Genomic DNA, 507 nt, shown 5'->3' with positions numbered 1-507 from the left:
GACGGCGATGTGCTCACTTCGGCGGGTCTTTCGGCGGGCCTCGATCTGTGCCTGCATCTTGTCCGCCGGGAACTGGGCGCGCGGTCGGCGGCGGAACTGGCCAGGTGGAATGTGACCGCGCCGCACCGGGAAGGCGGCCAGGCGCAGTACATCCCGGCCGACCCCGGCGAGCGCGATGCCGATGGTGGTCTCGCCGCCACGCTGGCTTGGGCGGTAGCGGAACCGGAGGCTGCGGTGGATGTTTCGGCAATGGCCGCGCACGCGCTGATGAGCGAGCGCACCTTCATCCGGCGGTTCAAGGCGGAGGTAGGCACCACGCCCCGGCGCTGGCTGGATGCCCAGCGCACCACGCGGGCGCGGGAGTTGCTGGAGACTACGCGGTTGCCGATCGAAGTCGTTGCCGCGCATGCGGGATTCGGCAGCGTTACCGCGTTGCGCGGGCATCTGCGCGCGACGACGGGAGCCACACCCGCTGCCTATCGTCGATCATTAGGCGGATGACAGCTG

General features: G+C 69.8%; 1 protein-coding gene. It reads left to right on the top strand.

The annotated features are described in order from the left end of the window. Positions 1-501: GlxA family transcriptional regulator (locus tag ACX4ZE_RS23030; RefSeq protein WP_480275558.1), on the top strand; the 501-nt coding region annotated here is incomplete at its 5' end. Positions 502-507: the final 6 nt, after the last annotated feature.

The sequence above is a fragment of the Nocardia sp. TBRC8007 genome (assembly GCF_056629435.1).
This window is presented reverse-complemented; position numbering and strand designations above follow the sequence as displayed.